Genomic DNA, 23,411 nt, shown 5'->3' on the forward strand with positions numbered 1-23,411 from the left:
GACAAAGGTCATTTTGATGTTTCAAAAAAAGGATGCGGATGATGTGAACAAAACCGATCGAATGCTGGCCATCGTGATTGAGTTGCAGCGTAAAGGTGTACTGCGCGCCGAGGATTTGGCCGCCAAGTTCGAGACGAGTGTCCGCACGATATACCGTGACATCCAAGCGCTCAGCGAAGCGGGGGTTCCGGTGGCGGGGGCACCGGGAGTTGGTTACTCCTTAATGGATGGATACTTTCTCCCTCCGGTTAGCTTCACATCGGAGGAAGCGGTGGCGCTGCTTATCGGGGCGGATTTCGTCAACATGAGGTTGGACGCGGAGTACGGGGCGAAGGCGCGCAGTGCGCAGGAGAAGATCGAGGCGATTTTGCCGGAGAACGTATTCGAGGAGACCGAGCGGATTCGATCGACAATTCGACTGCTGAATGAACATGGAACGAAAACGCGCGGGCAGGAAAAAGAGACGTTCGAACAGTTACGCCAAGCGGTTCTGCGGAAGCGGAAGGTTCGGTTTGGCTACTCCAAAAAATGGCCGGATCCGGATGGAGATCGTCATAGCGTGAGGATGGTGCATCCTTATGGGCTCGTTTTTTCTCAAGGGGTGTGGATGCTTGTTGCGTTCTGCGAACTGAGGCAAGACATCAGGCACTTTCGGCTGTCTCGTATGAGCGAGCTTGTTGTACTGGAAGAGTCGTTCAACATCGTGCCGGGCTTTAGCTTTCAGGATCACCGATCTGTAGACGATCGGAATGTGACCGTCCGCATGTGGGTCGATCATGCCATTGCAGACCGGGTTCAGGAATCAGACAATTTCTATATGGAGTCGTTCGAACTGGGGGAGGAAGGCGGGTTGGCGACGTTCCGCGTTCGGCGGGTGGAGGACCTTCTTCCATGGACGCTTGGATGGGGAGCGGCGGTACGTGTACTGGAGCCAGAATCGTTGCGTGCCCAAGTTCGAGAGGAAATCCAAAAAATGCTGGAACACTACTGACAAACTGTTGTCAGTAGTGTTTAGGTATGCTGAATCTAACTTGAACAGGAAGGGGTTGGGTTCAGTAATGGATACGAAAGAAATATTGGGTAAATTCGAGGAGACCGTCACCACTTATATACGCGAATTGGATGGTGTAAGTCTGGATCAACTGCTATGGAAGCCGGCGGAGGACGAATGGTCACTGGGACAGATGTACATGCATTTAATCCGCTCTGCACAGTGGCAGTTGAGGAATGCCGCACTATGCCTTGAACCGGGCGGCGGCACGGAAGTCTCACGGGAGGGGAAGACGCAGCTGGGTGAGAAGCTGTTCACAATGGGGAGCTTTCCGCCAGATCGAGTCCGAGTTCCCCCGTCCCCACAATACACACCGCCGCAACCGGAAAGCAAAGAACAGCTTGTGGGTGGAATGCAGGATACATTACGCAAGATGAGCGAGATCGAGCCTGAGATTGCATTGGTGTTCGATCCGATTACCGAGGGCCGATCAGAATCGAGTAAAGAGATCGCTCGAAATACAGTTTCCCATCCGCAATTCGGCGGATTAAATGCGTTGGAATGGCTCCACCTGATCGAAATGCACTATCGCCACCATTTGCTTCAGAAGCAGCGTCTGGACAAGGCTTGGAGGGAAGCGCAGGGGTAGGTTGACCAGAGAGTTTTCTTGATGATGATCACGGTAGCGAGCGTGAGGCCATCCTATGAAGGATGGCCTTTAGTATGTTCTTGTGAACGGTACGGATAGCTGTATCATAGGTATTGTAAGGTCTTGGGAGGAGTTCGTATGTTCAAGATTGCCATTAAGCTGGTTACTTTTTTGCGTCTGCATGAAGATAAGCGAGGAGAAATTTTAGATTTACTTGTGCATCTATTCACAATAGAGAAAATTTTGCCGATACTTTAAATATAAGAGTATGGAATTCAAGGATTCATCTTTGATCTGATCCAATTTGTTGCGGGGACTTATGTAGCAGGATGATCAGAGCGAGATTACCCGTGCAGATTGAACGGGTTATTGTTAATTTTCAAGATTATGAAGCCAAGTATGACCGGATTCGAGCAGGAGCTAGCAGGTTTACACATCAAGATCGGATATCGTGAATAAAGATTACGGTTCGTTTACCTCAGTCCACAATCGATAGATTGTGGTTTTTCTACTAAATCTCAGGTCGAATATCTTGGCAACACACAAGGGCATCAAAGGAAATACATATATATGCAAAGGGTGTGTGGTAAGATGCTAGACAAATTTCTAAGTCCATTTACCTCAATCATTACGAGGCTCAAATATGGACAAAAATTCATGCTGATCAGTTTGTTATTTCTGATTCCGATTGCTATCCTTCTAGCTATCTGGATCTCAACGCAGCAAAATGATTTGAAAACGATGAAGAATGAGCGAATTGGCTTGGAGCAAGTCGAAGACTTGATGCCTTTCATCCTGAGGGTTCAAGAGCATCGCGGACTTGTAAACGGGTACCTGAACGGAAATAAAGAAGCCAAGGCTCAAATTGAGGCGAAGCAACAAGAGATCTCTCAATTGATTGAAGAAATGGACCATCATTTTCTTGAGCATGGTCTTCCCCAATCCTATGAAAAATGGAATTCTCTCAAAAAAGAATGGGAAGTCCTGCTCAGCTCTTATGAAGGCTTAAAGGCAACCGAGAGTTTTGATCGTCATTCTGATCTGGTGTCCTTGGCTAAAGAGCTGATCGTTCTCAGTGCGGATGAGTCGAGCCTATCTCTGGATAATGAGATTAACTCCTATTACTTGATGAAAATGACCGTCGAGGAACTACCTCAATTAATTGAGAGTGCAGCGGTCTTCCGGGGACAGGGAAATGGGGTTCTCGTCACAAGAAAACTGTCGAATGATATGGCAGTTCAGTTGCAAGTAGAAGTTTCAATGAGTGAGGTCGAACTCGACAATCTGAACAAGTCGCTGGCCAAAATTTACGAGTTGAACAACACCATGAATGAGGAACTCCTTAAGAAGGGAGAACAAACTGTACAGAACCTTCAGCAATTTCTCGGCTTGCTGGATGAAGAAATTTTAAACCCTAACGGGATGAGCATGGATGCTAATGTGTTCTTTGAGGAAGGAACGACGGCCATTAAATCAGCGGGTGAGCTATTCGAGTTGGCCGCAATCGAATTGGACGATAAGCTTCAGGAACGTATCCATGATATTACGACGGTGCGAAATATTTTCTTATTAATTACAGCTGTGGTACTGCTGTTGGTATTCCAATTCTATGTATCCTTCTATCGAAGCGTGATTGAAACCGTTCGTACTTTAAAACAGCGTGCCGAAGCCATGGCCCAGGGCGATTTCTCTCAGGATATTGTCTTACCTACGAAGGATGAGCTGCAGCTTGTCGGGATTGCCTTTAATGAAATGCAAAGATCGATGAATCGGGTGCTGAGCAATAGTCAGCAAATTGCGGCAACCACATTCCAGGCTTCCCTGAAACTATCTGAAATCTCCAATGAATCTACCATGGCGATGCAGCAGGTGGCTGTTGCGGTACAGGAAGTGTCGGAAGGGACAACGTCACAGAAGAGAACGACCGCAGAAACGTCGGCTACCATGAATGAGATGGCGATTGGTGTTCAGCGGGTTGCTGAGGCTGCATCCGAGGTTGCCATGATCGCAATGAAAGCGAATGATCACGCAGATCATGGGAATCAGCAGTTGGTGGAGACCGTAAATCAAATGACAAGCATTAAGAAGACGCAGCTGGAGTCCTCCCAGATTGTAACTAAGCTCGATGAGCATTCCGCGCAGATCGAGCAAATCATTCAAGTTATTATGGATATTGCGAATCAAACCAAGCTGCTTGCGCTGAATGCCAATATCGAAGCGGCGCGCGCAGGGGAACATGGTCGTGGTTTTGCTGTTGTTGCACAAGAGGTTGGAAAGCTCGCTGAAGAAACATCCAAATCCGGGGAGACCATTTCGGAACTGTTAAATGTTATACGATCCCTTGTTGGAGATACCGTAGCTGCCATGAATTCGATGCAGACCGAGACGAATGCGGGGAGGGATTCCATTGAACGATCTCAAGCGGCCATCGATCGAATTCTGAATGAGGTCAAGCTCGTCAGCGAACGGATTCAGGAAGTATCTGCTACCTCTGAAGAAATGTCGGCCGAGATGGAGGAAGTAACTGCCTCTATTGCGGAGATCTCCGATATTTCTCATCAGACTTCGGATGAAGCGGAGAACATGGCGGCCGCTGCAGAAGAGCAACTGGCCTCTATGGAGCAAATCCAAAGCTCTGCCGAGGAGTTGAGGGACATGTCCCGGAAATTGCAAGAAGATTTAAGTAAATTTATATCGCGAGAAGATACTGCAGTCTGACAAGGCCTCGCTATGCTGAAAAAAGCCGGTAAACGATGCAACTCCCATGTTTACCGGCTATTTTTCAAATCAGGTTCATCTCACGCACATCAGTCTTGACAAAAAAAGGGTAAAGATTTATGTTCTATTTTGTAATGACCATTTCAAAATGACGCAGGGAGGTGAGCATTTGCGCCCCAAAGAGTTTAATCCAGACGAGATCGTGGATGCTGCTATGCATGTGTTTTGGGAACGCGGCTATGCAGCGACCTCTATTCAAGACTTAGTCGAAGGCACAGAACTCGGTCGAAGCAGTATTTACAATGCCTTTGGCAGTAAGCATGAACTGTATGAGCAATCGCTGCGCCGATACCAGGAGTTGAAGGCAGAGAAAATTGCGGTGTTATCTGGACCTGGTTCAGTTAAAGAGCGCGTTAGAGCTTTGCTGATGGAAGTGGTGAATGAAGAACTCAGCGATGATAAAGGGCTTGGGTGCATGACCGCCAGCGCAGCTCTTGAGCTTGCAAGCCATGATGCGGAAGTGGCTGCCATTGTGACGCAAAATTTAAAATCCTTTGAATCAACCATCTATGAGACCTTGTTATATGCCCAAGAGAGCGGAGAAATTGCTGCAGACAAGGATGTTCGCGCACTGTCTCGCTTTATCCTCAATGCAATTCAAGGGATGCGAGTGTTAAGTAAAGGGTATCTTGGGCAGGATCGGCGGCAAATTTTGCTCGATGTTGTGGAGGTCACTCTTCAGGTACTTTAATAATGGCTAACATCGCACCGCTCTAAATTTATCTTGAAAAAAACCTGCAGTACACCTTGCAGGAATTTTTTTGCAGAGTATTGTAATGAACGTTCCAAAAAAGAGGAGGTTATTCGAATGACAGCAGCAGAGACGAAATCAAATCCAAAAACGATCGCCGTACTTGGCACCGGCATTATTGGGGCACCCGTTGCGCGTAATCTGCAGAAGCAGGGCTTCTCTGTGCGTGTGTGGAATCGGACACGTGCCAAAGCAGAGGCGCTTGCCGCATCCGGTTTGGATGTTTTTGACTCGCCACAGGAGGCAGTGGAAGGTGCGAATATAATTCTTACGCTGCTGAAGGATGGGGCGTCCGTGCTGGAAGTGATGAAAAGTGCAGCCTCCGGTTTATCCCAGGGAGCGATCTGGATTCAGATGAGTACAGTTGGCATCCAAGCGATCGAAGAATTGGCGAGCTTCGCGGAGCAACATGGACTCAGACTGTTTGATGCCCCCATCCAGGGCACTCGTCAACCGGCGGAACAGGGCCAACTTGTTATCATGGCGTCCGGGCCAACTCAAGATCGAGATACCGTGCAACCCGTGTTTGATGCAATTGGCAAACGGACCGTGTGGGTGTCGGAGAAGATTGGAGCGGCCAGCCGGCTCAAGCTTGCATTAAATAGCTGGGCGTTCGCACTGACACATGGTGTTGCGGAGAGCTTAGCTATCGCCAAGGGGCTGGGCGTTGATCCCGCGTTGGTGGTGGATGTGGTGAAGGGCGGACCAATGGATAGTGCATTTTTTCAGTCTAAAGCGGCTTTAATCCTTGCGAATGATTATCCTGTCAGCTTCTCGGTGGCGAATGCGCTCAAAGACGCCCAACTGGTGATGGAAGCAGTGGAGCAGGCGGATCTCACTGCAGAAGTTGCCGCTGCCGGGCTGCAAAGATTCCGGCGGGCGCTCGAAGCGGGGCATCAGGACAAAGATATGGCTGCTTCCGGATTGGTGTGAGAAGAACGATAACGCTATGAATAAAGTTAAAAATATTGAATCTACACCAACAGGCATTCACTTTCAGGATGCACCTGCATCAGTTGGACTTCCCGTTTGGCGACTTCTGGCGTTCACCATGGCTGGTTTTATCGCCATATTAACAGAGACGATGCCGGCAGGGTTGCTGCCGCAAATCTCCAAGGATTTTGGCATCTCCGAAGCGATGGCGGGCCAGCTTGTATCGCTATATGCCTTTGGCTCGGTGGTGGCGGCCATTCCGCTGATCGCTGCAACGCGTGGATGGCGCAGGAAACATGTATTATTGTTGGCAGTCGGCGGCTTGTTTCTTTTTAACACGGTAACCGCGTTGTCTACCAACTATTACTTGACCTTGGGTGCTCGATTCGTTGCAGGTATGGCGGCAGCATTGACCTGGGGACTGCTAGCCGGTTATGCGAGAAGAATGGTGCCATATCATCTGCAGGGGCGTGCACTCGCGATTGTGGGCGTGGGTCAGCCTATTGCCTTATCTCTAGGTGTACCGCTGGGCACCTGGCTTGGCACTTTGCTTGATTGGCGGGGGATCTTTGGAATGATCTCCATCCTTGCGCTGGCTCTCATCGTGTGGATCCTTGCCGCAGTGCCGGATTATCCAGGCCAAAGACATGATCAACGGCAGCCTATCCCCGAAGTTTTCCTAATTCCTGGGGTTCGCTCGGTACTATTCGTCGTTTTTGTATGGATTTTGGCTCACAACATCCTCTATACCTACATCGCGCCATTTATGGCTCACATCGGGCTTGCGAATCGTCTGGACCTCATTCTGCTGATCTTTGGCTGCTCATCCATCGTTGGGATTTGGATCACAGGTCAATTTATAGACGTCCGGCTTCGTTTCCTGACACTGATCAGCTTGGCTTTGTTCGTATTGGGTTCCATCGCACTTGGGCTGGTTAGCGAAATCCATGCGATCACCTATCTGTGTGTTTCGATTTGGGGATTGACCTTCGGAGGTGCACCCACATTGCTGCAGACGGCTATCGCGGATGCGGCAGGCGAGGGAGCGGATGTGGCACAATCGATGCTGGTGACCGTCTTTAACCTGGCCGTTGCTGGAGGGGGCGTCGTTGGCGGACTGTTGTTGGATTCCACCGGGGCGGGATCTTTTGCTTGGGCCGTTGCACTTCTTGGACTGATCATCTGGTTTACGGTATGGAGAGGCAAGACTTACGCATTTAAGGCGGAGCGCCGTTCGCGCGGATAGACGTAGAGGCCGTGTCTAGCTTAATATCACGCTTGCAACCTGAGGTTGCGCTGGGATGTAACCAATCCGTTCTTTTACATTAGAGATGGCATCACTTAAAATGAGCTTATCAATTTCAGGAAGGCTGTGTTGTGATGATCTTTAGTGAGAAGTTAAAAGCGGAGCGAATGAAAAAGGGCTGGACTCAAGACGAATTAGCCGAGAAGTTGTTTGTCAGCCGCCAGTCAGTCTCCAAATGGGAGAAAGGGCTGAATTATCCGAGCATTGAAACCCTTTTGAGGATAAGCGACTTGTTTGATATTAGTCTTGATGAGTTATTAAAAAGTGATGAGGAGCTGACAAAAAAGGTGATCAAAGAAAGTAAACAGTTGGCTCATCCGAAACTAAAATTTTTCTTTGATGTTCTATTTTTGGCAGCTCTTGTTCTGCTACTTATTAAGATCGGCGTCCTCATTCTGAACAAAGTATTCTCGCTGGATATTGACCTGCTTGGCGGCAAATTCCTATGGAATTTTGGCCCACTGGTGCTGATGATTGTCTCCGGAATCGGGTCGGGTATTCTTAAGGAACGATACAAGCAAGATTAACATAAAAAGACGCAGCTCAATCTTGGGATGGGGAACGGGAAGTTGCTGGAGATAGACTTTCATTGGTTGACATATCAACCTAATCGATTAGGGAAGTTTGTTTCATCAATCCATAAAAAAAGGAGAGAGTCGTTATGCATAATAAACCGGTTGCCTTGGTCACGGGGGCAAATAAAGGCATTGGACTTCAAATCGCCAAAGACCTTGCAGCGCACGGATTTACTGTACTCGTCGGGTCACGCAATCTTGAGAATGGGGTAACTGCAGCGAAGAGCATTGGGGAGAGCGCACATGCCATCGAGCTTGACGTTACGAACCAGGACACTATCAACGCTGCGGCAGAACGTATTCGGAACGAATTTGGTCGACTCGATGTACTTGTCAATAATGCGGGTATCTCCCATGCCGGTAAGCCGGGCAGATCGCTCGAGGAGGTGGTGAAGGATAGCCTTCCGAGTGTTGCCAAGCTCGATGAAGTGCGCGCCGTATTCGAGACGAATGTGTTTGGCGTGATCGCTGTTACCCAAGCGATGCTGCCGCTCCTCCGTGAAGCGCCGGCAGGCCGCATTGTTAACGTATCGAGCGAATCCGGGTCATTAACGATGAACTCCGATCCGAATTTTCCGCATCGCTCGGTGTTCACCGCATCTTACAGCCCGTCCAAAGCGGCTCTTAATGCGATAACCCTTGCCTTTGCCATCGAACTTGAGTCGTCCGGCATCAAGGTGAATGCGGCGTGCCCGGGCTTCACCGGAACGGATTTTAATAACTACGCGGGGACGCGAACCGTTGAACAGGCCGCACGTGAACCGGTGCGTCTGGCGCTCCTGGACGAGAATGGCCCAACGGGCACGTTCTCCAACGAGTTTGGTCCGCTTCCGTGGTAATAGACAGATTCAAAATGAAGAGGGGGAGCAGGGCGCGTCGGAGGTAACGTTTTGGGCTGATCTTGGTGGTATAATTTAATACGGCCCCCGAATCTTCTCGGGGGCTTTATTTTTGTGCAATCTGTTTTGTTTGTCGTTACACTTCTTGATATTTATTTACCGCCTGCATGCGGTTCTTGACATTCATCTTGGAATAGACGATGGAAACATAATTTTTCACAGTTCCCTCTGAGTAATGCATTTGGGTTGCAATTTCTTTATAGGTTAGGCCCTTTGATAAGTAATTTAAAATCCCGAGGTATACCGAGTTTACTCAGCCGTATTTTTTATTCAGAGGGTTGCTGCAAGAAAGACTCAACTGGTATGTTAAACCTTATTTTGCGATCCCTCTAACCTCCATGATATTTGCGCTCATGCATGTGTCTCAGGGATCTGTGCAAATCGTGTCGATCGATTTGATATCGGTGTTCTTAGATAGTCTTGTATTTGGGATCATATACTATCAAACCCGAAATGTCTGGGTCTCCTGGCTTGCCCACTTTGCAGCCAACCTGCTGGCTTACTTTTATATTGCTAATGGGCTCTTCTTCTAATTAGCAGCGACAGGAGGCGTCAATCTTGAAGATCCCTGTACACGAATATACCCGCTCGTTCTTGGTGGCCGAGCATTCTGCGTCAACTGATCGGATCCTTGGGTTGAGACAGCAATTCTCATTCGTTTGAAACCCTTAATCGGGACCATGCCGTTCTGTTGAACCGGCTGTATCCCCTCCTGCAATTCTTACACAAGATGGCTTACGCAGTAGAGATGTGTGTGCTACACTAGACGGGACAAAATGATACAACAGGAGGGGTTTATCATCACCGCATCAAGACCCAACGTTCTCCGAACAAACCGCTCTTATCGCCGGTTATGGTTTGCACGGATCTTTACAACGACGTCCTTTCAGATGCTTACCGTTGCCATCAGCTGGCAAATGTATATATTAACCCATGATGCCTTTAAGTTAGGGCTGGTGGGTCTGGCTGAATTTATTCCGATGCTGCTGCTTACCTTAATCGCCGGTCAAGTGGCGGATCGATTTGAACGCCGCAAAATCATCTTTATTTGCCAGCTTGTAGAATGCGCTGTGGTGGCGCTGTTGCTTGTGTTAACGCTAGGCGGCTGGATTCAGGGTCATCATATTCTAATAGCCGCTGCGATTCTTGGAGCCTCGAGGTCTTTTGAGAACCCGACAAACTCGGCGATGGTGCCGGATCTCGTAGACAAGGAAGAGCTCCCTCAAGCTGCAGCTTGGTCGGCCTCGGCAGGGCAAACGGCCTCGATCATCGGCCCCGCCCTTGGCGGATTGTTGCTGACCTTCGGTCCATCGGTCGTGTACACCACATCCATTGCGGCTTTGTTGATTTCGGCCTTTTTGATTCTTTCCATCCAAGTCAAGCGTGCCGTACGGAAGTTGGAAACCATCAGTATGGATTCGCTGCTGAACGGTCTGCGCTTTGTCTTCCAGCGCAAAGTTATTCTAGGCACGATTTCACTGGATTTGTTCGCTGTCTTGCTCGGCGGGGCTACGGCACTATTGCCTATCTTCGCTGAAGATGTCCTGCATACGGGGTCATGGGGACTCGGGCTGCTCCGGACAGCTCCGGCAGTTGGCGCATTGCTGATGTCGCTGGTTATGACCCGTTATTCAATCCAAAATTCGATCAGCAAGTATTTGTTTATCTCGCTGGCGATTTTTGGCTTGTCTACCGTGCTGTTCGCCGTCTCTAAAAATCTCGTATTATCTCTGGTCGCCCTGTTCCTAATCGGCGCCTCAGATGTGGTCAGTGTCGTCATTCGTTCTACGCTGGTTCAGCTAAATACGCCGCGTGAAATGCAAGGGCGTGTCAATGCGGTCAACATGCTGTTTATCGGCACATCGAACCAACTCGGTGAATTCGAATCCGGCACGATGGCCAATTGGTTTGGTGCCGTGGTTGCCACCGTTATTGGGGGAATCGGGACACTGGTTGTGGCTGTACTCTGGATGTATCTGTTCCCGGTATTGCGGAATATGAAAACTTATTATGATACCAGTTATGAAAGGGAAGAGCCGGAGAACGGAACTCCTGAGCTGCGAAGTACACCTATACAGCAAAAATAAAGAGGATCTGACGTTAGCGGGTACCCTGCAAGGGACACTGAAATCATGGTGTCTCGTGCAGGGTCTTCTTTTTGACTTGAAATATGTCAATGACTTTAAATCTTCAATCCTAGCATATTTCAATAAAGCGTAATGGCAATAATTTCATGCGAAATTCCTTATCTCAATATCATTGAATGTGTCAGTGACATATTGTATGGTTATGTCAGCTTAAGCTAACGGATTGGTAGAGCACGCGCGGTTTACCAACTAAAAAATAATAAAGGAATGTCCGGACATGAGTTCTGAAAGCACTTCCAAAAGAGAGAAACAACAGCTGTATTTGCAAGTCGCGGAGAAGGTATTGGAAATCATCGAGACCCGGGGGCTTCAAGCGCATGATCCTGTACCCTCTGAGGGTGAACTGGCCAAGTTGTTTGGCGTCAGCCGAATGACGAGTAAATTGGCCTTGGAACAACTCGCCGAACAAGGCATCGTCTACCGCTTGCCGAGAAGAGGAACGTTCCTTTCCGGTGATCGACATGAAAGACGTCGTGAGCTATTACAGGAACCTGTACAACGGTTACCCGAAAAGAAGGCAAGCAAACAAGTTGCACTGATCATTCCGCATATGTCCGACTATACATCCAGAATCATTTCGGCTGTTGAGCACGAGTTACGCAAACATCAGTTTGAGCTCATTTTAAAAATTAGCAGCGACCAAGACGACCAAGACCGATGCTTACGGGAGCTTGTGGCTGCAGGGATCAGCGGAATCATCTTATTTCCTTGGGGAAGTCGAACCTGCAGTGATCAAGTGCTTCGATTAAAAACGGAACAAATTCCAAGTGTGATCATCGACCGGATTTTTCGTGAGATTCCGTTTGATTGCGTCTATCACGACCATTTTCAAGGCTCCTATGAAATGGCACAGTATTTGATTGCGAAGGGTCATCGGGACATTGGGTATTCGTCTAACATTTTTGAGAACATCACAAGTCGAGAGGAAAGATATCAGGGGTACATTCAAGCTTTGCTTGATCATGGGATTCCGGTGAAGAGCGAATATATTCATTTTAGAACGGAACGCTGTGAACCGGGCCGCTTTCATGAGTATGATGCCGAACAAGGGGAATTTATTAGAAGCAATCCGCAAATGACGGCGATCATGTGTGCGGACGACCAAGTCGCCATTTCTACTTTGTTTTCTGCACTTCATATGAACATATCCGTCCCGGAGAAGCTGTCTATCGTTGGATTTTCGAATACTTATCTTTCAGCATTAACACCCATCACGGCCTGCGGAAGTAATAATAGTGGAAATGCCGGCGGAAACTCGGCGGAATCCGGCGAAAATTCGGGGAGCCAGGTCAAAAATGAGAAATTGATCGTATATACCAATTCAAATTCGGACGGCCGCGGTGAGTGGTGGACGGAGCAAGCGAAAAAAGCGGGATTTGATATTGAAATCGTGGGTGCAGGCGGTGCGGATTTAACCAATCGCTTGATTGCAGAGAAGAATAACCCGATTGCTGACGTGGTATTCGGCTTAAATAATATTTTTTATGAAAATCTGAAGAAAGAGGAAGTTTTAACGAAATACGTCCCGCAGTGGGCTTCGCAAGTTGACGAGGGCCTAAACGATCTGGAAGGCTACTATCATGGCCTCGTAAAACAAGCGATTCTGATTGGCTATAATGCGGACATGTATACCCCGGAGACGGCTCCGAAAGATTGGACTGACTTATATACCAACGAAGCGTTTAAAGGGAAATATGAAGCGCCTACCCGACTTGATAGAGCTACCATGCGTCTGGTTGTCGCAGGGATTTTGTCGCCCCATCAAGACGCCAATGGAGACCTGGGCATTTCTGATGCAGGTTGGGACGCGTTAAAGCAACTCTACGATAATGGGCTTCCGGTCATTGAAGGCGAGGAGCTGTATGCGAATATGGCCAGCGGAAAAGTTCCCATCGGAACGATCGTATCCGGCGAACGCGCCAAGCGAGAACAAGAATACGGCGTCAAAACAGGTTATGTCATTCCTGAAATTGGTGTCCCTATGGTTGTCGAACATATCGCCATTGTTAATGGCACGAAGAAGCAGGATACGGCAGAACGGTTTGTGGAGTGGTTTGGCAGCGCTGAAATGCAAGGAGCCTTTGCGAAGGAATTTAATGCAATGCCCGTTATCGCAGAAGCAGCCGAACAAGCTCCGGATTCAGCTAAAGCTATGTTTGCCGAGTTGAAGGCGCAGCCGTTGGATTGGGGCTTCATTGCAGAACATCTGGATGCCTGGGCAGAGAAAATTGAATTGCAAATCATGAACTAAACAGCATGGATGGGGAACTGCATAGCGCTAGTTCAGGCTATGCAGTTCTTTCTTACAACAACCTAAATAGAAAAGGTGAACGTGATGATCACATTTCAGGATATACAAATTCATTTTGGAGATTTCCATGCCATTAAGAACTTTAATCTGAAAATCAACGAGGGGGAATTTTTCACCTTTTTAGGCCCTTCAGGCTGTGGTAAAACTACCATTCTTCGAAGTCTTGCCGGTTTCATCACCCCATCTGGCGGCAGAATTCTACTAAACGACAAAGAGATTACACATGCTCCGATTGAAAAACGCGGAATCGGTATGGTGTTCCAAAGTTATGCGTTATTTCCGACGATGACGGTGTACGAAAATATTGCATTCGGTAAGCGCGTCAAGAAAGCATCAAAGGCCGAAATCGATCAGGAGGTCCGAGACATTGCTCGTAAGGTCGACCTAAAGGAAGAACAGTTGCACAAGCGAGTCTCGGATTTGTCGGGCGGGCAGCAGCAGCGTGTAGCGATTGCCAGAGCACTCGTATTAAAGCCGTCGATTTTGGCCTTGGATGAGCCGTTGTCGAATCTGGATGCGAAGCTGCGCGTCCAGCTCAGAAATGAATTGAAGGAATTGCAGAAGCAGTTTGGGATCACGACCATCTATGTCACGCACGACCAAGAAGAAGCCTTAACATTATCTGATCGTATTGCGGTATTTAACAACGGTAACCTTGAACAAGTGGGGACACCATATGAAATCTACAATTCTTCGAAAACGGAGTTTGTATGTAATTTCATCGGTGACATTAATCAGATCGATTCGGCCAACAGTCCATTAAAAAATGTGGTTCAAGCCGGTAAGATCGCCTATATTCGCAATGAAAAAGTAAACTTAACTCCGTTGCCCGACAGTGAGGTGATCCGCCTGAAGGCCAAGGTTGTGGATCGGGAGTTTTACGGACTATTTAGCAAGTATGTATTAGAAATGCCCGGCGGCAGTCTGTTGAAGACCATTGAGAAGGAAAATGGGGCTGTAGGGCTTGAGGTCGGGACCGAAGCGGATGTGTATATTAGACCAGCGGATATCATGCAATATGATCGGACGGAGGGAGCGAATTGAACGCACAGACCCTAAAGAACAAATTTGCCTCCCTGAATTATGGGCAGCTGCTGCTGTACGTCCTGCTGGCCTGGTTCATTATCGCTTTTCTCATTTACCCGAACCTAAACATATATTATGAGATTTTCTTCAAGAATGGGAGCTTCTCGCTGGATGCCGTCAACAAGCTCTTGTCATCGAAACGTGCCATGTCCAGCTTGTCCAACAGCTTTGTGTTAGCCGTATCTCTAGTGTTTACGGTAAATATCGTAGGAATTACGTTAGTCCTGCTCACAGAGTACTTTAAAATCAAGGGTGCGAACATTTTAAAGCTGGGTTTCTTTACAACCTTGCTGTATCACGGTGTGGTCGTAGCATCTAGTTACAAGTTTGCATATGGTGAAAATGGCTTTATTACGCGCGTGTTAGCCAGCATTTTCCCCTCCTTTAATACCGATTGGTTCCACGGATACTGGGCCGTACTCTTTGTAATGACATTTGCGTGTACCTCCAATCACATCTTGTTTTTGGGAAACGCGATTCGCAAAGTGGATTTCCAAACGATTGAAGCCGCAAGAAGCATGGGAGCGTCGACTTTTTATATTTTATGGCGGGTCGTCCTTCCGGTGTTGAAACCCACGATCTTTGCTTTGACGATCTTAACCTTCTTGACGGGTCTTGGGGCGATGTCGGCCCCGTTGATTCTGGGGGGGACGGAGTTTCAAACGATTACGCCCATGATCTTGACGTTCTCGAAGAGCTCCACTTCCAAGGATCTGGCTGCTCTGCTCGCCCTTGTGCTTGGTCTGGCTACGATCATTTTGCTGTCGATCATGATCCGCTTTGAGAAACAAGGTAACTATATGTCTGTTTCCAAAGTCAAATCCGTCTTGGTGAAGCAGAAGATTAACAACAAGTTCGCGAATGTGATCACGCATATGATTGGATATATCTTGTTTGTTATTTACTTGATTCCTGTAACGCTGATCGTGATTTTCTCCTTTACAGATTCACAGAGTATTGCGACAGCGACGCTCAGCTTAGACAGATTCACCTTGGAGAACTACGGCCGCTTGTTTACCACGATGAGTGCATTCAAGCCTTACTTGGTAAGTATTCTGTATGCTGCGGCAGCGTCCTTCTCGGTTGTGGCCCTGGCTTTGTTTGCATCTCGAATCTTGCACAGATACAAGAATAGTAAACTGGCAGCAGCTCTGGAATACTCCTTGCTGATTCCGTGGGTTCTGCCATCCACGCTGATTGCGATCGGCTTGGTGGTTACTTATAATGTTCCGCGTTTAGTGACGGGGAATACGGTGCTTACGGGGACGCTTTGGATGCTATTGATTGGTTATATCATTATTCATATCCCGTTTACCATGCGAATGGTCAAAGCGTCTTTCTTCAGCTTGGACAGCAACCTGGAGGATGCTTCCAAGAACCTGGGAGCCAAATCGTTCTACACCTTTAGAAAGGTTCTGCTGCCAATCATTTTGCCGTCCACCCTTGCCGTACTGGCGCTTAACTTTATTAAAATACTGGATGATTACGATTTAACTGTATTCTTATATCATCCTGTGTATCAGACGCTGGGGCTTGTGATCAAGAGCAGTACAGACGCAGAAGCAGGGGTTGCGGCCCGTGCAATGTCACTGGTTTATTCCGTCGTGTTGATGATTATGTCGGGAATTACGATGTACTTTGTTTACGGTAGAAGTAATAAAGATAATTAAGTATCACTAGAATCTATGTGGATGTTTCCAGAAGTGGAGGAACTCAATGATGGCGAAAATTATGACATTTAACTTAAGATACAATGAACCATCCGACGGGGACAATGCCTGGCCATTTCGTGTCAGCGCGGTTGCTGAAGTGATCAAACGTCACGATCCAGACCTCATTGGCATTCAAGAAGGTTTGCATAATATGCTTACGGATTTGGAGTCATTACTCCCGGAATACGCTTGGATCGGAGAAGGGCGAGAAGGCGGGAAGCAAGGCGAATATACGGCCATTTTATATAAAAAGAGCAAGTGGAGTGCAGGGAGTGTGGGGCATTTCAGCTTGTCGGAAACTCCGGAACAGCTTGGGACGAAGAGCTGGAATACTTCAAACACGCGCATGTGCACTTGGGTGACGTTTAAGTCGCAAGCGGGCGCAGAAATTGCTGCGTTTAATACGCATTTAGATCATATCAGCGAAGAAGCACAACAGAAAGGCATGGAGTTAATTCGAGAACGGATGAAGCAATTTCGTGCGCATACGGGGCTTCCGGTTGTGTTAACGGGCGATTTTAACGTTGAACCGGCAAACGCTGTGATTCAAGGACTGGAGCAGGAAGGATATCGAAATGCCTATTCCGTTCTGCACCTGGAAAATAAGGAAGTGGGAGCGACGTTTCATAACTTTTTAGGCGGAGAATCGGGAGAGCCGATTGATTATATCTTTGTATCCCCTGACTTGCAGATTCAGAACGTTACGGTGGATCGAGAGCTGTATGGAGGTCGATATCCTTCGGATCATTATCCCGTGATCGCCGAGGTGTCACCCGTGTAGTGACCATGACGAGTAGATAAGGGGATGTCTATGCAATGAAACTGATTGACGCGGGTTTGTGGAACATTTCCTATGTGGACTTATCGCTGCGAATCGTAATTTCGCTTCTGTTGGGCGGCTTGATTGGCTTGGAACGGGAATGGCATAACCATGCCGCCGGATTCCGTACGCATATTCTCGTCTGTGTAGGGTCCACGGTGATTATGCTGCTGTCCATCTATGGGTTTGGCGACTTTTCGAACGAATATAACGTCCGGATGGACCCGGCGCGGTTGGCGGCTCAAGTGGTATCCGGTATCGGCTTCCTGGGGGCGGGCGCGATTATTCGCAACGGCTCCAGTATTTCAGGCTTAACGACGGCGGCCTCCATTTGGGTGGTGGCAGCGATTGGATTATGCGTAGGGGCAGGGTTCTTCTTTGGCGCGGTGCTTGTGACGGTACTGGTTATTATTATACTGGTGCTGCTCAATAAGTTTGAGAAGAGCTTCCACAACAAACGCAGTCGAAATGAAGTCACCGTTCGGATCCTGAATAAGGAGGGCGGCGTCGCTAAGGTTGCGGAGTTGTTCGAGCAGGAGGGACTGCTCATTGTGAATATGTCTCTAGAGGCTCCGAACGATGATCAGGAAGATGAAGGTGAAAGCGTGCGAACGCTGCGAATCAAGCTGCATAAACCGCGCTCCAAGGATCTGCTTCGAGTCTTCGATAAGCTGCTGACTTTGGATTGCATCCATTCCTTTGAAACGGCTGAGGCGCTAAGGTCACATCCGGCGCATTCCAGTATATCCGGCACCAGAACGCTGTAAGCCTGAAAGTTTAGAGCTATCTCTCTTGGGGTAGCTCTATTTTACTATTTTCAATCGATGATTAATCGCCAAAGTTCACAAAGGATGCAGTATAATAGATAAATACATCTTAGGACCTCTAGAGGAGTGAACCCGCTTTGCCGATCCAATACCGATATGATGAAACGCTGACGGACCCCGCTCTCCTGGAAGGGGTATGGGACTTGCTATGCCGTTACGATCATGAATTCATCCCGCCCTTATCCGCACGTGAGCATACTTATCAGTCCGATCTGACCGCTGGTGCAGCGGCAACCGCTTTACCCAAGCGATACTTTGACGAATTAAAGGAGCAAGCGTTCTTGCTGGTACTGGATCGAGAGCAAGTGATCGGATTTATGTCATTTCGCCCTCATTATGTGTTTGAACATGCGGACGAGCGCGTGGAGACGATCTATGTAACGACCGTCATTGTAGATGAGGCCTATCGCGGTCAGGGAATGACAACGCGCCTGTATGGAGAGCTGGAAGTCATCGCACAGCAGAAGAAGCGACCGATCATGACGAGGACTTGGTCAACGAATCACAGCCACCTTCGAGTCTTGCATAAAATCGGGATGCGGGAAGTCCAACGTATTCAAGATGGACGGGGGCCGGGCCTGGACACAGTCTATTATCGCAAGGCTCTACAGGAGGGACCAACATCGTGAATAGCAGACGATCCATTTGGCAGAAGCTCCAGGCGTACAAGCTTCACAACAATGTGTATGTCGTTATTATGTTAGCTGTCAGCGTGGCGGGGTCCATCCTCATCTATGTTTCACCGCTGCGAGAGAGCCGCTTCGTCCCGGAGTTGGCGCTGGCTTGCGCTACTTCGCTGCTCGCTTCGATCTTCCAACTCGTCTCGGATATTTATGTGAAATATAAAAACCTTGAAAACGACAAGCTCCTCGAAGGGATTCACGAGTTCGGCATCAATGATCTTCATTTTAATAAGCAGCAGCTGTTGGAGCATCTGTTGAAATCATGCGACAGGGAAGTCTGGGTGTCCGGCTACCGCTTGATCCTGACGAGTAAAATTTCTCCCAGCTTGTCGCAGGCCATCAAGCAAGGGGCTGTCCTGAAAATTTTGATCTCCCCTCCCTGGATGGACGGGTTCCCATTGGTATACGGTGAAAACGAACGCGTGATCGATAATTACTGCAAAGTGTTTAGCGCGATCGCCAAGGCTTGCCGAGAGGCAAATCGCCCTGTGGAGCAGGTGTGCGAGGTACGGTTTACGAAGAAACCTTTGTTTAGCGATACGTATAAAGTAGATCTACATATCGTGACCGGACCTTACATGCATAACCGGGATGAAGACGACCATCGGATTACGGCCAACGACTTTTTCACCTATAATTTGATCAAGAAAAGCCGTCTCTACCATTTAGTCGAGAACGAGTATATGACCGTATGGGAAGAAGCGGACAGCGTTCTCGTATGGGAGGAGTATGCGAAAGCTTCCGAGCAAATTCGAATCCAAGACCTGCGGGAGAAAGAGAAGGTTGAGCTCATGCAGGAGGCGAGCCGGCCGCTCAATCACATAGTCCCTATCCCCCTCTCGGTCTAAATCTGATGGTGGTAAATGAAATCAATGTCGGAGAACTTCTTTTCGTAAAAGACGAACTCCTATCTCCTTCTCGTCTCCAATGACCGATGAGTTATGCAGTTGAATTACGTCTAAATAGAGGAGTAGCAGGAATACTAGTCGTGAGGAGCTGAGGAACATGGAGACATCGGGAGGGGTGAACCCAATTACCGAAATCACCTTGTTTGTAGCAGATTTACAGCGGTCGAAGACGTTTTATCAAGAGGCGTTTCAGCTGGCGATTCATTATGAAGACGCGGATTGTGTGGTATTTGATTATGGTAACACCTGCATCAATCTCTTAAACCAACAGAATGCCTCTGAATTGATTGAGCCGGCTCAGGTGGCTCGGACAGGAGAGGGGGCGCGATTTCTGTTGACGATCCAAGTGTCGGACGTTGACCGGGTTTCTACTCAACTCGAACAGCAGGGTGTAAAATTGCTCAATGGTCCGATCACACGTCCCTGGGGGCGACGGACAGCTTGTTTTGCCGACCCGGACGGTTACGTATGGGAAATCGCCCAGTTGCTTTAAACCTCCCCTTCATCCCCACATGGCAGATGTTGCTTCCCGTGTGGGGATGATCATGTCCTCAGGAAGTTCCGATTAAGCCATCCTTGCCAAATGCTCCTCCAAGCGATTTGGATGCATTTATGTTCCTCCTATAACTCCAATCCCTGAGTTAATGGATTCCCTTCATAAACCCCTGAATTTTCGAAGAGAGGGCGAGGAGAAGGATGCCGAGGACAATCGCGATTCCTCCAATGACCCCGAAGTACGCCATTTCGGTGGCCGGCGAATAGAATTTCACCACTTGCGCATTAATCGCTTGGGCCGCCGCACTGGCCAAGAACCATAAGCTCATGGTCTGAGAAGAGAAGGCAGAAGGAGCCAATTTGGTGGTCGCCGACAGCCCTACTGGAGACAAGCACAATTCTCCCAGCACCACGATGAAATAACTCAGCACGAGCCATAACGGATTCACCAAGGAGTCCTCGCCGCCAAAGTAAGCCGGCAACAGAATCACCAGGAAAGATAAGCCGGCGAACAATAAGCCCAACGCGAATTTCTTCGGAATCGAAGGTTGCCGCTTGCCCAACTTGAGCCAGAACCAGGCAAAGACCGGGGCCAGTGTAATAATAAATAAAGGGTTTAAGGATTGGAACCAAGCCGGTGAAATATGAAATCCGGCATAATCCAACTGCGTCCGCTTATCAGCATAGTTCGCCAGGATAGTCGAGCCTTGTTCTTGAATCGCCCAGAACATGATCGCCGCAATAAACAGCGGAATATACGCGATCAATCTGGAGCGCTCCACCTTGCTTGTGCGTGGACTGCGGTACATGACTACAAAATAGGCAGTAGGGATCAAGAGCCCCAGGATGCCAACGATCACGATAAACGATTCGAAGGTTAGCCAACCCAGCGGGATGGTAATAGCGACAATCACCGCAAGAAGCAATACACCGAGGCCGATTTGCAGGAATACTTTCTTGCGTTCCGCCGGTGAAAGCCGGCTAGGTACGATCGTGCCGGCGAGGCCGAGATTTTTTTTACGCGTGAAGGCAAAAATAGCAAGCCCCAGGAACATCCCCACGGCGGCAATGCCGAAGCCTAGGTGGAAATTGTAATCCAGACCGACGGTGCCTACGATCAGCGGAGCGATAAACGCCCCCAGGTTGATCCCCATATAGAAGATGCTAAATCCTGCATCCCGGCGCGGGTCATGTTCACTGTAAAGCTCCCCGACCACACTCGATACGTTAGGCTTCAGTAGGCCTGTCCCCAAGACGATAAGCACCATGGATACAAAGAACAACGGGACGCTTCCCGGGATCGCCAAGGCGATGTGTCCCAGCATAATGAGGATGCCGCCGTAAAATATGGCTCTCGACTCCCCGAAGATCCGATCTGCGAACCAACCGCCAATAATACCGGACATGTACACCAGGGAGCCGTAGATGGACATAATGGCAAGGGCCACGCTCTCCTCCATGCCAAGTCCGCCTCGACTTAATTCGTAATACATGTAGTAGGTTAGAATGGCCTTCATGCCATAATAGGAAAATCGCTCCCAAAACTCTGTGAAGAACAAAGTGAACAATCCCTTGGGATGTCCAAAAAATCCTCGTTGCGGAACACTCTCCACAACTTGCTGTTTGTTTAAATCCGTCATGCTGTCATTTCCTCCCTAAGCGGCAATCACTATATAAGAATACCCCGAATCAGCCATTTTCAACTGGATACGGAAAATATAGTATATCATAAGATGGCAGACCTTAACTGTAAGATAGGTTTCATCTTGACCAGATCATTGGAGCCTTGTTGAAAAAAAATCGCCGTCCCCGATCCTGCTTGGATCTGGACGGCGATTTGATTTTGGGGGTCTCCTGTGGGACAGTATGTGCTATCTGTTGGGAGCGGTCGTTGAACCTGCTGCATTTAGGCCCTGATCGGGCAAGTGACGGCTGGCTCGAAAGGTTGCCGCCACGACAAGAATGCCGATGAGGAACGTAATGATACTAGCGACATGCAGCGCGGATTGAGCTCCCGAGACGAAGGCGCTGATGATGGCGGCTTGTTGATTAGGGGCTGCTGCAATCGCATCTGCAACTGTATGGGGGACGGCATGTTGCTGAAAATTTACTGGAAGATGCCGGGTAAAGGATTCAGTGAGTACCGTACCCACGATCGCGACGCCAAGGGCGCTTCCAAGTTCCCGGGTCGCCGATTGAAGCCCCCCGGCGACGCCAGCCTGCTCTGCGGGCAAGGCCGACGTAATCTCTGCGGTCAAGCAGGGCAGCGCAAGGGCAATGCCGACCCCGATCAGGACCAACCAAGCCGCGTAAGCGAGATAAGGCTGGTAGACGGCCGACGCCAAGCCGAATAAGCCAATGCTGACGGCAAGGAAGGCTGCCGACAGCGTTGCAGGGATGCCGATACGCTTCACCAGATCGGGAACGAATCGTGTTCCGAACATCATGGGGATGGAGATGGGAACGATGGCAAATCCCGCTTGGAGTACGGAATACCCGCGTCCATACTGCAGAAGGGAGGCATTGAGATAGAACAGACCGAAGCTGCCGAAGAACAGCACGAGCATCCCTAGGCTGGCAGTGCTGAGCAGGAGGATCCGGAACAGACGGGGATCCAGCACAGGGTGACGGACTTTTAGCTCAACCGCGACCCAGATCGCGCCGAGGATCACACTGAACGTAAATGCGGTAATGACCACCGAGCTGTTCCAGCCGTATTCCGGCCCCCCAATGATGCCGATCAGGAGAGCGACCATCGCGGCGACAAGTAAAATGGTGCCGGCGGGATCTAGACCGCGAGGGCTGCGCTCGCTTCGTTGAACGGCAAGGGACGTCCATAGCGCGAGAAGAAGCGCGAACGGCACGATGCCCCAGAACAGAGCCCTCCATGATCCGGCAGCCAGCAAGGCTCCTCCGGCGATATTGCCCACAAGTCCCCCCAAGCCCGTGGTCATCCCCCAGATGGCGAGCCCGTGGACGCGCCGGTCCGGTGCGGTTGCGTGTACCAGCACCCCAACGCAGTTGGGGAGCACCAGCGCGGCACCAACCCCAGTAATCGCACGTCCCAGCAGCAGGCTGGTCACATTGGCCGAAGCGGCGGAAATCGACGCGCCGACTGCAAAGGTGACAAGCCCGGCGATCAGAATGCCCTTACGCCCAAATCGATCACCGGCTGCGCCGCCCGGGATCACGAGGCACGCGAATAAGATGACATAAATATCAACGATCCAGAGCAGCTCGGATGAACTCGGATGCAGGCTGCTGGAGGCGAGGATGGGTACAGCCAGATTGGTGGCGGCGACCAGGCCCACGACTAGGACGGTACAGGCGCACACGCACGCCAAGATTAACCCCGGCTGCCGTGGTGGATTCAATCGGTTATCCAGTATCTTCATCCCGTGACCTCCTTGCCGCTTTTTGAGGGCTTTGTTTTTAGCCCATCGCATCGTCAGGATGCTGTCGACACCCGAAGGCATTGGCCGCTTCCATATTCGATATTTAGTCATAACGAACCCGTCTCATGCGCTAAAAAAGGCAGGA

General features: G+C 49.3%; 21 protein-coding genes and 1 pseudogene. 19 read left to right on the forward strand and 3 right to left on the reverse strand.

Translation table 11 applies throughout. From position 1 onward, the window contains the following. The first annotated feature begins 43 nt into the window (after positions 1-43). From PBA01S_RS06495 to PBA01S_RS06530, 8 genes are all read left to right on the forward strand, one after another. Entirely contained in the window at positions 44-991 is a 948-nt protein-coding gene (locus PBA01S_RS06495; protein WP_028538398.1) for a helix-turn-helix transcriptional regulator, read from the forward strand. A 67-nt stretch (positions 992-1,058) separates the two neighbouring features. After that, positions 1,059-1,640, forward strand: a complete 582-nt coding sequence (locus tag PBA01S_RS06500) for a DinB family protein (protein ID WP_085170848.1) — start codon at positions 1,059-1,061, stop codon at positions 1,638-1,640. 591 nt (positions 1,641-2,231) lie between these two features. Further along, entirely contained in the window at positions 2,232-4,358 is a 2,127-nt protein-coding gene (locus PBA01S_RS06505) for a methyl-accepting chemotaxis protein (protein WP_164744101.1), read from the forward strand. A 46-nt stretch (positions 4,359-4,404) separates the two neighbouring features. Beyond that, on the forward strand, positions 4,405-5,109 hold the full coding sequence (locus PBA01S_RS06510) for a TetR/AcrR family transcriptional regulator (protein ID WP_255315299.1): 705 nt from the start codon (positions 4,405-4,407) through the stop codon (positions 5,107-5,109). Between the two features lie 117 nt (positions 5,110-5,226). Further along, complete coding sequence (locus PBA01S_RS06515) at positions 5,227-6,102, forward strand: NAD(P)-dependent oxidoreductase (RefSeq protein ID WP_016314518.1); 876 nt, start codon at positions 5,227-5,229, stop codon at positions 6,100-6,102. Between the two features lie 16 nt (positions 6,103-6,118). Further along, a complete protein-coding gene (locus tag PBA01S_RS06520; protein ID WP_127575584.1) occupies positions 6,119-7,348 on the forward strand; it encodes an MFS transporter in 1,230 nt (409 codons plus the stop codon). 134 nt (positions 7,349-7,482) lie between these two features. Beyond that, positions 7,483-7,935 (forward strand): helix-turn-helix domain-containing protein, encoded by a 453-nt coding sequence (locus tag PBA01S_RS06525; RefSeq protein WP_127575585.1) that lies wholly within the window; start codon positions 7,483-7,485, stop codon positions 7,933-7,935. 134 nt (positions 7,936-8,069) lie between these two features. Continuing rightward, positions 8,070-8,822, forward strand: a complete 753-nt coding sequence (locus PBA01S_RS06530) for an SDR family oxidoreductase (protein ID WP_085278917.1) — start codon at positions 8,070-8,072, stop codon at positions 8,820-8,822. A gap of 136 nt (positions 8,823-8,958) precedes the next feature. Here the strand turns inward: PBA01S_RS06530 and PBA01S_RS23310 are convergent, their stop codons facing one another. Further along, positions 8,959-9,114 carry a response regulator transcription factor gene (locus tag PBA01S_RS23310; protein ID WP_084628839.1) on the reverse strand — a complete coding sequence of 52 codons (156 nt, stop codon included), beginning with the start codon at positions 9,112-9,114 and terminating at the stop codon, positions 8,959-8,961. Between PBA01S_RS23310 and PBA01S_RS23315 the strand changes: the two genes are divergently transcribed. The 11 genes and pseudogenes from PBA01S_RS23315 (at position 9,113) to PBA01S_RS06585 (ending at position 19,869) form a co-directional block, all read left to right on the forward strand. Beyond that, the gene (locus PBA01S_RS23315) at positions 9,113-9,415 is read left to right on the forward strand and encodes a CPBP family intramembrane glutamic endopeptidase (protein WP_085170839.1); all 303 of its coding nucleotides are present in this window, start codon (positions 9,113-9,115) and stop codon (positions 9,413-9,415) included. The genes PBA01S_RS23310 and PBA01S_RS23315 overlap by 2 nt on opposite strands. Before the next feature lie 243 nt (positions 9,416-9,658). After that, complete coding sequence (locus tag PBA01S_RS06545) at positions 9,659-10,969, forward strand: MFS transporter (protein WP_127575586.1); 1,311 nt, start codon at positions 9,659-9,661, stop codon at positions 10,967-10,969. A gap of 277 nt (positions 10,970-11,246) precedes the next feature. After that, positions 11,247-12,242, forward strand: a pseudogene (locus PBA01S_RS23070) (GntR family transcriptional regulator); the annotation flags it as partial. After that, the gene (locus PBA01S_RS23075) at positions 12,240-13,280 is read left to right on the forward strand and encodes an extracellular solute-binding protein (protein WP_174844468.1); all 1,041 of its coding nucleotides are present in this window, start codon (positions 12,240-12,242) and stop codon (positions 13,278-13,280) included. The pseudogene PBA01S_RS23070 and the gene PBA01S_RS23075, both read left to right, overlap by 3 nt. Positions 13,281-13,364: 84 nt before the next feature. Continuing rightward, positions 13,365-14,384 carry an ABC transporter ATP-binding protein gene (locus tag PBA01S_RS06555; RefSeq protein WP_127575588.1) on the forward strand — a complete coding sequence of 340 codons (1,020 nt, stop codon included), beginning with the start codon at positions 13,365-13,367 and terminating at the stop codon, positions 14,382-14,384. After that, positions 14,381-16,096, forward strand: a complete 1,716-nt coding sequence (locus tag PBA01S_RS06560; protein ID WP_127575589.1) for an ABC transporter permease — start codon at positions 14,381-14,383, stop codon at positions 16,094-16,096. The genes PBA01S_RS06555 and PBA01S_RS06560 overlap by 4 nt, the downstream gene beginning before the upstream one ends. A gap of 49 nt (positions 16,097-16,145) precedes the next feature. Further along, positions 16,146-16,919, forward strand: coding sequence for an endonuclease/exonuclease/phosphatase family protein (locus PBA01S_RS06565; RefSeq protein WP_255315301.1), 774 nt, complete (start codon positions 16,146-16,148; stop codon positions 16,917-16,919). Positions 16,920-16,954: 35 nt separating this feature from the next. Beyond that, positions 16,955-17,725: an MgtC/SapB family protein gene (locus tag PBA01S_RS06570; protein ID WP_085278911.1), complete on the forward strand. Its 771-nt coding sequence runs from the start codon at positions 16,955-16,957 to the stop codon at positions 17,723-17,725. Between the two features lie 137 nt (positions 17,726-17,862). Next, the gene (locus PBA01S_RS06575) at positions 17,863-18,414 is read left to right on the forward strand and encodes a GNAT family N-acetyltransferase (RefSeq protein ID WP_127575591.1); all 552 of its coding nucleotides are present in this window, start codon (positions 17,863-17,865) and stop codon (positions 18,412-18,414) included. After that, positions 18,411-19,316: a hypothetical protein gene (locus PBA01S_RS06580; protein WP_127575592.1), complete on the forward strand. Its 906-nt coding sequence runs from the start codon at positions 18,411-18,413 to the stop codon at positions 19,314-19,316. The genes PBA01S_RS06575 and PBA01S_RS06580 overlap by 4 nt, the downstream gene beginning before the upstream one ends. Before the next feature lie 157 nt (positions 19,317-19,473). Beyond that, on the forward strand, positions 19,474-19,869 hold the full coding sequence (locus PBA01S_RS06585) for a VOC family protein (RefSeq protein WP_085278908.1): 396 nt from the start codon (positions 19,474-19,476) through the stop codon (positions 19,867-19,869). 148 nt (positions 19,870-20,017) lie between these two features. On the opposite strand, the gene PBA01S_RS06590 is transcribed toward PBA01S_RS06585, so the two are convergent. Together PBA01S_RS06590 and PBA01S_RS06595 are read right to left on the reverse strand one after the other, a co-directional pair. Next, a complete protein-coding gene (locus PBA01S_RS06590) occupies positions 20,018-21,511 on the reverse strand; it encodes a peptide MFS transporter (protein WP_085278907.1) in 1,494 nt (497 codons plus the stop codon). A 231-nt stretch (positions 21,512-21,742) separates the two neighbouring features. After that, complete coding sequence (locus PBA01S_RS06595) at positions 21,743-23,377, reverse strand: MFS transporter (RefSeq protein ID WP_218027431.1); 1,635 nt, start codon at positions 23,375-23,377, stop codon at positions 21,743-21,745. Between the last annotated feature and the right edge of the window lie 34 nt (positions 23,378-23,411).

Source organism: Paenibacillus barengoltzii NBRC 101215, from assembly GCF_004000745.1.
Lineage (GTDB): Bacteria > Bacillota > Bacilli > Paenibacillales > Paenibacillaceae > Fontibacillus > Fontibacillus barengoltzii.

Coding starts and splice junctions, on each gene's coding strand:
- PBA01S_RS06520 (WP_127575584.1), top strand. CDS start 6,119: ATGAATAAAGTTAAAAATATTGAATCTACACCAACAGGCATTCACTTT.
- PBA01S_RS06585 (WP_085278908.1), top strand. CDS start 19,474: ATGGAGACATCGGGAGGGGTGAACCCAATTACCGAAATCACCTTGTTT.
- PBA01S_RS06530 (WP_085278917.1), top strand. CDS start 8,070: ATGCATAATAAACCGGTTGCCTTGGTCACGGGGGCAAATAAAGGCATT.
- PBA01S_RS06525 (WP_127575585.1), top strand. CDS start 7,483: ATGATCTTTAGTGAGAAGTTAAAAGCGGAGCGAATGAAAAAGGGCTGG.
- PBA01S_RS06590 (WP_085278907.1), bottom strand. CDS start 21,511: ATGACGGATTTAAACAAACAGCAAGTTGTGGAGAGTGTTCCGCAACGA.
- PBA01S_RS06515 (WP_016314518.1), top strand. CDS start 5,227: ATGACAGCAGCAGAGACGAAATCAAATCCAAAAACGATCGCCGTACTT.
- PBA01S_RS06570 (WP_085278911.1), top strand. CDS start 16,955: ATGAAACTGATTGACGCGGGTTTGTGGAACATTTCCTATGTGGACTTA.
- PBA01S_RS06500 (WP_085170848.1), top strand. CDS start 1,059: ATGGATACGAAAGAAATATTGGGTAAATTCGAGGAGACCGTCACCACT.
- PBA01S_RS06510 (WP_255315299.1), top strand. CDS start 4,405: ATGTTTACCGGCTATTTTTCAAATCAGGTTCATCTCACGCACATCAGT.
- PBA01S_RS06545 (WP_127575586.1), top strand. CDS start 9,659: ATGATACAACAGGAGGGGTTTATCATCACCGCATCAAGACCCAACGTT.
- PBA01S_RS06595 (WP_218027431.1), bottom strand. CDS start 23,377: ATGACTAAATATCGAATATGGAAGCGGCCAATGCCTTCGGGTGTCGAC.
- PBA01S_RS06555 (WP_127575588.1), top strand. CDS start 13,365: ATGATCACATTTCAGGATATACAAATTCATTTTGGAGATTTCCATGCC.
- PBA01S_RS06565 (WP_255315301.1), top strand. CDS start 16,146: ATGGCGAAAATTATGACATTTAACTTAAGATACAATGAACCATCCGAC.
- PBA01S_RS06505 (WP_164744101.1), top strand. CDS start 2,232: ATGCTAGACAAATTTCTAAGTCCATTTACCTCAATCATTACGAGGCTC.